General features: G+C 68.8%; 10 protein-coding genes and 1 tRNA gene. 3 read left to right on the top strand and 8 right to left on the bottom strand.

Translation table 11 applies throughout. From position 1 onward, the window contains the following. A partial coding sequence (locus GRC12_RS38620; RefSeq protein WP_208785020.1) for an ATP-dependent endonuclease occupies nucleotides 1-777 on the top strand: 777 nt, incomplete at its 5' end. A 259-nt stretch (nucleotides 778-1,036) separates the two neighbouring features. Here GRC12_RS38620 and GRC12_RS46090 read toward each other — a convergent pair. From GRC12_RS46090 to GRC12_RS38645, 6 genes are all read right to left on the bottom strand, one after another. Beyond that, a complete protein-coding gene (locus GRC12_RS46090; protein ID WP_244374434.1) occupies nucleotides 1,037-1,354 on the bottom strand; it encodes a DUF6087 family protein in 318 nt (105 codons plus the stop codon). Between the two features lie 28 nt (nucleotides 1,355-1,382). Further along, nucleotides 1,383-2,513: an ATP-grasp peptide maturase system methyltransferase gene (gene tgmC / locus GRC12_RS38625; RefSeq protein WP_208785022.1), complete on the bottom strand. Its 1,131-nt coding sequence runs from the start codon at nucleotides 2,511-2,513 to the stop codon at nucleotides 1,383-1,385. Next, nucleotides 2,510-3,463 (bottom strand): ATP-grasp ribosomal peptide maturase, encoded by a 954-nt coding sequence (gene tgmB, locus GRC12_RS38630; protein ID WP_208785024.1) that lies wholly within the window; start codon nucleotides 3,461-3,463, stop codon nucleotides 2,510-2,512. Before tgmB ends, tgmC begins: the two co-directional genes overlap by 4 nt. Continuing rightward, on the bottom strand, nucleotides 3,460-3,753 hold the full coding sequence (gene tgmA / locus GRC12_RS38635) for a putative ATP-grasp-modified RiPP (protein ID WP_208785028.1): 294 nt from the start codon (nucleotides 3,751-3,753) through the stop codon (nucleotides 3,460-3,462). The genes tgmB and tgmA overlap by 4 nt, the downstream gene beginning before the upstream one ends. Before the next feature lie 175 nt (nucleotides 3,754-3,928). Then, nucleotides 3,929-4,117: a hypothetical protein gene (locus GRC12_RS38640; RefSeq protein ID WP_208785031.1), complete on the bottom strand. Its 189-nt coding sequence runs from the start codon at nucleotides 4,115-4,117 to the stop codon at nucleotides 3,929-3,931. A gap of 232 nt (nucleotides 4,118-4,349) precedes the next feature. Then, a complete protein-coding gene (locus GRC12_RS38645; RefSeq protein ID WP_208785033.1) occupies nucleotides 4,350-5,090 on the bottom strand; it encodes a hypothetical protein in 741 nt (246 codons plus the stop codon). A 138-nt stretch (nucleotides 5,091-5,228) separates the two neighbouring features. Between GRC12_RS38645 and GRC12_RS38650 the strand changes: the two genes are divergently transcribed. Both GRC12_RS38650 and GRC12_RS38655 read left to right on the top strand, forming a co-directional pair. After that, nucleotides 5,229-6,491 (top strand): helix-turn-helix domain-containing protein, encoded by a 1,263-nt coding sequence (locus tag GRC12_RS38650; protein ID WP_208785036.1) that lies wholly within the window; start codon nucleotides 5,229-5,231, stop codon nucleotides 6,489-6,491. Further along, nucleotides 6,488-7,009, top strand: a complete 522-nt coding sequence (locus tag GRC12_RS38655) for an NUDIX domain-containing protein (RefSeq protein WP_208785038.1) — start codon at nucleotides 6,488-6,490, stop codon at nucleotides 7,007-7,009. Before GRC12_RS38650 ends, GRC12_RS38655 begins: the two co-directional genes overlap by 4 nt. A gap of 149 nt (nucleotides 7,010-7,158) precedes the next feature. Here the strand turns inward: GRC12_RS38655 and GRC12_RS46095 are convergent, their stop codons facing one another. After that, nucleotides 7,159-7,512, bottom strand: coding sequence for a hypothetical protein (locus tag GRC12_RS46095; RefSeq protein ID WP_244374435.1), 354 nt, complete (start codon nucleotides 7,510-7,512; stop codon nucleotides 7,159-7,161). Nucleotides 7,513-8,071: 559 nt separating this feature from the next. Then, a tRNA-Gly gene (locus GRC12_RS38665) sits at nucleotides 8,072-8,142 on the bottom strand. Nucleotides 8,143-8,289 lie beyond the last annotated feature (147 nt).

Raw genomic sequence — 8,289 nt, forward strand, 5'->3', positions numbered from 1 at the left:
CAACACCGCGACCGGCAACAACGGCTCCAGCACCGCCCACTGCTCGTCAGAAAGATCCCCTCGCCCCACATACAGATCATCACGGCACGGGACGAGGAAGGGAGCCGACTTTCAAAACACGCGCTAGTCGACAAGCAGGTGATCAGGAGCAGGACCGAGGGGACCCTGGGCGGCGCGCTGGCGGAGGGCTTCTTCGCCGATGCCGTGGTTCTGGTCGAAGGACGTGGGGACGGGGGCGTGATCACTGGCTGTGCCGAGCGGGCGGGGATCAACCTGGGTGCGGAGGGCATCAGCGTCATTGAGGTCCACGGCAAGGACAACCTCATGATCTCCGACGCTCTCTTCAGCGCCTTGGGCGTGCCGTGCTACGTCGTCTTCGACGGCGACCTCGGCATGGAGGAGCGGAAACGGGAGTCAGTGCGTCATCTCATCCCTGAGCAGCGTCAGGAGAAGGAGCGGGCGTTCGAGCGCCAGGCGCGGACGAACCGGACCAAGAACTCGAATCTTCTGCAGTACCTGGGAGCGACGCCGACTCCGCAGCCCGCCGACGACTCCACCGGCCGCTACACCGTCTTCGAGGACACTCTGGAGACCTACCTCGACCAGCACTGGCCGGCCTGGGAGGAGCGGCGACAGGAGCTCGTCCGCACGGGCGAGGGTATCGACGGGAAGAACGCGGCGACGTATCTGGAGACGACTCGGACCGTCCCGACGGAGCCGCCCTTCCTGCTACATGCTCTGCTGGAGAACGTTCGGTCGCTGGCAGGACGGCGCTAGCCGAATGGTCTAGTGGCCGGCCTCGCTGCGCGCACGAGTGGGTCGTAGATGGTGGCGAGGCGCGGATGCCCGAAAGCTGCGTCAACCATGGAGGCGAACGTATGTGGCCCCGAGCGCGCGCAGCCACCGCTTCTCGGGTCACGGCGCCAAGCGGGCGCGGCGAGGTGGCACTGGGATGGCACATGTGGGTGACGACAGGGTGAGCCGCTGAGCGGCGCCCGCCCTGGGCATCAGGTCGGGCGCCTTTGGCACGGGTCGGTCAGGGCTTCCGGTGACGTCCTCGGCCGGGGCCGAGACCAGGCGGAGCAGGCTGGACGTCCCACCCGCTCTCGGGGGCAGGCGCTGGTACGTGGCCGAGGAACTCCCGGGCAGCGTCCGCGTTCGGGGCCACCCCGACCGTCACCCATGTCTGCCCGTCCCACTCCATAAGGGCGCGCGGGGCGTTGGGGGCGATATGGGAGGCGCGGGCTCCCTCGGCGAGGGGCACGGCGCGGCGTATGCCGGTGATCTGCCGTTGCGCAGCTCGGCGCCGGTCACGTCGGGCTGCCCACTCGCGCAAGGGCTCCTCATCCGCCATTTGTCCGCGCCTCCTGGTGCTCGTGCCATCAGACCCTAGACCAGGTCACGGTCTGCTCGTCGGGGGTGACGGTGACCTCGAAGCGGTTGAGGCCGGGGGCGCCGTCGGCACGCCACTGTGCGACGGCCTCCTCGATGTCGTCCCACAGGCGACCGGGGCCGCCCTGGCGGACAGTCCAGGCATCGCCGTCCTGGGCGAGGGCGGCCCAGGCGCAGGCGTCCACGTCGATCAGGAGGTGTTCTGTTCGGCCGTCCCGGTTGAGGCTGAGGCGCTGCACGTGGGGGGCCGCGAGCTGGGCGACGAAGCGCGTGTTCCAGTCGTCCAGAGCATCCGGGGGGAGCCCGGTGGTGCGTTCCTGGCCCTCGTCGATGTCCGGCAGCAGACCGAGCGGGGGCGGGAGCTGGGGACGGGCGATCATGAATGAGACCTGCCTGCCGAGGAGTCGGCCGTGGGCCGTCCCGTCCTCCTCCACGGTGAGCCGTGCCAGTTCGGAGGAGTAGAGCCAGCCGGGCAGTGTGGCGAGGATGATCCCGCCGGGCCGGGTCTGCTCCACCCACGCATACGGGAGCTCGGTGACGCCGCACGTCGCAATCAGCCGGTCGTACGGGCCGCCGTCGGGGTGGCCGGCCAGCCCGTCACCAGCGATCAGGTACGGCGCGTACCCGGCGTGCCCGAGCGCTGCACGGGCACGGAAGGAGACCTCCGGGTCCACCTCCATGGACGTCACGAGGTCTTCGCCGAGTCGGTGGCAGAGCAGGCCGGTGGAGTAGCCGGTTCCCGTGCCGATCTCCAGTACGCGGTTGCCGTCCTCGACCTGGAGGTCTTCGAGCATCCGGACGACGAGGCCGGGAAGGGTGCTCGATGAGGTGGGCTCGCGCAGGATCTCGCCGCGGATGTCCCGGGGGGCGATCGTCCCGGCGATCTGGGTGACGAGGGAGGCGTCTTGGTAACAGCCGCCCAACCATCCGGGGGCATCGGGTAGGACCGGCCGCCACGCGGTGGGGCCGGGGTTGTCGGTCCGTTCGAAGTAGCCGCCGCGCAGGAACTCGTGCCGGGGCACGCTTTCGACGGCGGCCCGCCATGGGTCGGTGCGCAGGTGGCCACTGGCGGCCAGGCGCTCGGCGAGCGCGAGGCGGAGGGCCTTGTCGTCGTCGGTCACGTCGTGGTCTTCCTCTCCAAGAGGTCGGCCAGGGCTGCGCACATGGGCAGACCCGTTTCAGGTTCCAGCCAGTACCACTGACCGGAGGGGTTGCACTCCAGGAACCACCATTGCCCGTCCTCGGCCACGCAGAAGTCGAAAGCCCCGAAGACAAGCCCGAAGTGCTCCAAGTAGTGACGCAGCGCCGAAGCAATGCCCGGCGGCGGCTCCACGGGCGTATAGGCGAGCCGGTCGTAGTCGGTGCGCCAGTCCAACAGGTCGGAGTCGATGCGGACACAGAACACCCGGGTGCCGATGACGGTCACCCGTACGTCCGCGGTCTTGTCGATGCGCTTCTGGAAAAGGTGCGCCGTGCCCGCCACGCCGTCATCGATGTCCGCGGCGGACACCTCGGCGACCTTGACGACGTTCGACACCCCGTCCACCCGGTACACGGGATTGTGGAGCGGCTTGTAGATGACCGAGCCCTCCCGCTTGATGAAGGCTCGTGCCGCGTCTGGGCTGGAAGTGATGAGCGTGGGCGGCACCAGGAAACCGGCTTGTACCGCCGCGGCGAGCCCAGACGGTTTGAACTCCGCATCTCCGACGCGGTGCGGGTGGTTCACGTACAGGCAGCCGGGCAGGGCAGCCAGTACCCCGCCGAGCCCGTATCGGGCCTGTGTGATGGCGAACCGTGCGTCCTGGTCGCTGAGGTGTGGGAAGGCGAACCCGGTCGGTCGGCGGTAGTACATGGCGCGGACGTTGGACAGGTCCGCGGTGCGCGAGGGGGTGAGGAGGCGGCCCTCGATCCCGTGCGGGGTGATCTCTGCCTCCACCGACAGTGATGCGGGGAAGTCCCCCGAGTCGAGCCGCACGACCGGGATGTCCCGGCCGTGCAGCTCGCGGATCACCACGTCGGCGGTGGGGTCGTGCAGGCTGGTGACGACCAACACCGGACGTGTGTCAGTCACTGGTCGCTGTCGCTCCCGGTGTCGCTGTCCTGGGTGGTGCCGTTGCCGTCAGGGCTGGTGCCCGTGGAGGGACTGGTGCCGGTGCTGGTCCCGTGGCCGGGCATCTCCATGACCTGACCACTCGCGTCGAAGAACCGGGCAGTCTGGGTGCCCGGGTCCAGTCGGACGGCGGAGTACCCGGGGGCCATCGTGGGGTACGGCGCCATGCGGCCGACTCCCCACGGTTGCGGGGTGATGGTGCCCTGCGGAACCGCCGTGCTCGTCGGCAGACGGTCAGAGTGAACGAACATGCCTCTCCTCAATGTCGCAGTGATGGAACCCGGCCGGGGCGAGTGGAGCAACGAGGCTTGCCCCGGCCGGGCTGGTGCCGCGCGCCGTTCTGGCAGCGGGCGGCAGGGTTGGTCCCCTCGGGGGTGGGGACCGTTTCCCCCGCGGCGTCTTGCCGGAGTTCCGCGGGGGCGTCTGTCAGGCGATGGCTGGCTGCCGCTGCATGAAGTAGGCGAGGGCTTGCGCCTTGAGGCGGTTGAGGTCGTCCTCGCACGCGTAAGCCGGTGCGTGCTGTCCGTCCCACTGCAACGGCCCGAGCCAGACCGCCGAAAGGCCGGTGCGCCCGCACCCGAGCCAGCAGTCACCGATGACCCACTTCGCTTCCACGGGGCAGCCTTCCTTTTGCGGGGTGCTGGTGGCTCCGGGCGGGCGTGACGGAACGCCCGGAGCCACCACCCCCGGGGACAAGCACGGGCTCGCCCCAAGGGGGGCTGTGGTGCCGGTCAAGGCACGACGCGCCGTTGTACCCACATCCGGTGCACGGCGGGGGGCTGTCCGTTCCCGGCCCGGGGCGGGCGCTGCGCGGGGAGCAGGGACGCGCTCCGCAGCGTCTCCACGGTCATTGGCCACCGCCCTCGGCCAAGGCCGTCCGTCCGGTGCGGACGAGCGCCTCGACCTCATCCAGGTAACAGAGGTCCCCGGGCGACTGCATGGGCAGGCACCAGTACGCGCGTCCCTCCGGTGTGGTGAGCCGACTCGCGGGGACGCCGAGGAAGTTGTCACGGCCCAGGCATTGCACGCCAGGGAAGTCGCGGTCATTCAGCGGCCAATCGGCCGTGCCGGGCACCAAGGCGTAGTACTGCTGGGATCGGAGGTCCATGAACACGGCGCCGCCGTCGAACCACTCTCCTAGGAAGGCGTCGACCTTCTCAAGCTGGTCGGTCTTGACCGCGGCCCACACCAGGCGAGCCGGGATCCGTACAGCGGAGAGGATGCCGCCGCAGCATAGGAGCGCGATTCCCTGCTCGTCCCACTGGACGCGCGCCAAATCCCGATCGTCCGCGGCACCAAGAAGCCAGGACATAGCGGCGAACTGACGTTCTGGCACGGTCGTCAGGCCCGATGCCTCAAGAACGCCGCCGGCCTCCTCGCCTGGCTCGCCGTCGGCGGGATCCGGGGCCGCCGCAAGAGACAGCACGTCGGATGACGGGTGGGGGCCGGCGATGGCGGCGGATCTCTTCTGCGGGGTTCCTGTTTGGGTCATCGTCAACGCCTTGGTCGGGGCGGAGGGGGGGGAGCCCCGCCCGCGTGCCTCGGGGAAGAAGCCTGCGGGCGAGACGGCCGACGGGGAGATGTTCACGGGTGCATCCCTCGTGGCTGGCAGCCAGTCAACGACGCAGGAGCCGGGTGGGGAGACTCCAGCAGGTGACTCCAACACGGAGTCGGCGCACAGTCGTTGGACATAGCATCGAGTCACCGCTACTCGGGGGAGTCGTAGATGAGCCACCAGCTACCGGATCCGCGGGTGATCATTTCCGGCCTGCTTGGGGATGAGCGTCTGCTGCGCGCGCTGGCCGAGCGGGACATGGGCACCGTGTTTCGCATGCTCAACAGCCGAGGTATGAGTACGCGACGGCTCGCCGCCGCCGTCGACATCACACAGGGGCGGCTCTACGACTACATGAACGGCAAGAGCCGGGTAGAGAAGCTGACCCTGTTCGAGCAGATCGCCGACGCCTTCCACATCCCCGGCCACTTGCTGGGTCTGGCCCGCCGGTCATGGGAGCCCGCCGCCGTGGCGGAGCATCATCGAACTGACCATCCGCCACCGGGCGGGGACGATCTCGCGGCCATGGACCACTTCCGCAACGCGGACCGGCAGACCGGTGGCGGCCGTCTGTACGGGGCCGTGGTGCGGCATCTGTCGGACCGGGTGGCACCCCGCCTCGTCGACACCGCGAGCGGGCCGCAGGTCTTCGCTGCGGCGGCGGCCTTGACGGAGATGGCCGGTTGGATGGCCCACGACTCCGGACAGGATGACCTTGCTGGGCTGCACTTCGCGCGTGCTCTACCTCTGGCCCGCACCTCCGGTGACCTCCCACTGGCTGCCCATGTCGCCGCGAGCAGTAGCCATCTCGCGCTTCAGACCGGTGACCCGGCGGCGGCCGTGGAGTGGGCCCGCACCGGGCTTGACCTCGCGGCGCAGGGGCCGCGGATTCCGGCGCTGACCGCGCGGTTGCACACGATGCAGGCCCGCGCCCTGGCCGCCGCCGAACAGCACGCCCCGGCCGCCCGGGCGCTCGACGTGGCACAGCGGGATCTGGAGGGCGGTGCGGATGCTGAGCACCCGTGGCTGAGCCCGTTCGACGCCGCCGCCCTGGCGAGCGAGTCCGCGCTGATCCTCCGCGACCTTGAACGGCTCGACGACGCCCTACAGCATGCCGAACAGGCCGTCGCCCTGCGGGAGACCGGGCGGGCGCGGTCGCTGGCACTGAGCCAGATCAGCCTTGTGGACCTCCACGTGCGCCGCAGGGAGCTGGACGCCGCGGTACATGCCGCACACGGGCTGCTGAGCACGAGCCCGACCTTGGGGTCTGTCCGGGTCGTCCAGCAGCTTGACGAGTTGCGCCGACTGCTGGAACTGCACAAGGCGTATCGGCCGATTCGTGAGTACCTGGTGCGCTTTGATGATGCACGCAGGGCGAGAATGCTTCTCCTGGCCGATCTGATTCCGCCATCACCGGGAGGCACCCGCGCATGAGGCCCACCGCACCCGACCCCGGCGACACAGACGCCTGGAACGCCTACCTTGCCGAAGGCAACGCCAAGCAGGCCCGCAAGCGCGTTGCGGCTGACGTCTTGCTGCGTGATCCGACCGGACGCGTACTCCTTGTGAATCCCACCTACAAACCGGACTGGGACTTGCCCGGGGGCATGGCGGAGGCGAACGAGCCGCCCGAGGAAACGGTGGGCCGCGAACTTCTCGAAGAGCTGGGGCTGAAGATCACGGTGTACGGGCTGCTGGTGGTGGACTGGGTGGCTCCGCACGGTCCATGGGATGACCAGATCGCGTTCATCTTCAACGGCGGCACGCTGCTCCAGGACCAGGCCGACCGGCTGCACCCACGGGACGAAGAGCTTGCCGAGGTCGCGTTCGTCGAGCCGGAAGAGGCTGGCGCCCGGCTCGGTGAACGTGTCCGGCGCCGCTTCACCGCCGCTATGACCGCTCTCACGGCGGGACGCCCGCTCTACCTCCGCGACGGCGTACCAGCACCCTGAGGGGAAGGCACACAGAGTGGACGCACTTCACGACCGGCAGGCGCTCGCTGATCTCCTCGTGTCGATCGACGCCCGGAGGCCCCCGATGCCGGCCTCGGGGACCCCGGAGACAGTCCTTGCCGCGCGGGCTGAGCCCACCGCCCCTGGAACTACCGAGTACCTTCGGCACACGCGGCGACTGCCTTCTGCAGGCCAGTAAAGTCGGTCTCCAGCGGGTCGAGGCGCTTGAGGCTGGACAGCCTGATGCTCTTCTGGCCAGGACATTGCTCGTCCAGTACCCGGGTGGGCAGGACGTAGAAAGTCCACTGGCCGAGGTCCAGGGGATCGAGGGTCTGCTTGTCCTGGTGGTGCAGCAGGCAGAAAACGTACACGTCCGAGCGGCGCAGTACTTCGGCCGAGGTGGTGCCCGTCTTTGCGTCCCAGCCGGAGGCGGGCGCGATACGGAACTTGATCTCCGACAGCTCGGTCTGCGCCCACGACTGGAGGTAGGCCGTCGACTTCACCTCGACGCGCCACCCTTCGGGGCGTGCGGATGTCGACGGTGTCCCATTCGGTGCGGATACCAGCTGCCGCGCCCAGGGCCGTGTCCACGAGGTACTCGGCCAGGACACCGCGCATAGTGTTGTTGGCCAGGTCGGAGCAGGCCCAGCTCCAGAACTCACCGAGTCTGCCTACGGCTTCGCCGTTGGCCCGTATCGGCTCACTTCCGCTCCGGGGCGTGATGACGAGCGGACCAAGATCGGCGTTGCTCATGCTCTCCTCCTGACGACGGCCATGCTGCTCAGCCTGACAGCAGCCGCTGACAGGGGAGTTGGGCTCTCCCCGGGAGCCCGGGGGGCCGTCGTTGCCGGAAGCCGTTGAGTTTGGACAGCTGACGGGCCCGACAATGGCGTGAATCGTCTCGGAATGTGAGATGACCTGGCGCTTGCCCTACGTGATTTAGCGGCCGAGAGCCTTCCGGGGGCGCCTGACCTCGATATAGGGCACGCGGAGGGCGCGCCACCCTCAAATTGGTCTAGACAACAAACAAACCCCAGGCCGCTGACCTGGGGCTTCAAGAAGAGCGGGTGACGAGAATCGAACTCGCGCTCTCAGCTTGGGAAGCTGATGTTCTACCATTAAACTACACCCGCGTAAGACGCCGACCGGAGTCGGTGTCCGAACGCATCGTTACCTTACCTCATGCCTGGCCCCCGGCGCTGAAGCCGTGGGGCCAGAGTTGTGTTTCGGGGTGGTGACGGGGCTGCGGGGCACAGGAGTTGGGGCGTACGGTGGAGGGG

The organism is Streptomyces griseorubiginosus (assembly GCF_017614965.1).
Classification (GTDB): domain Bacteria; phylum Actinomycetota; class Actinomycetes; order Streptomycetales; family Streptomycetaceae; genus Streptomyces; species Streptomyces griseorubiginosus_B.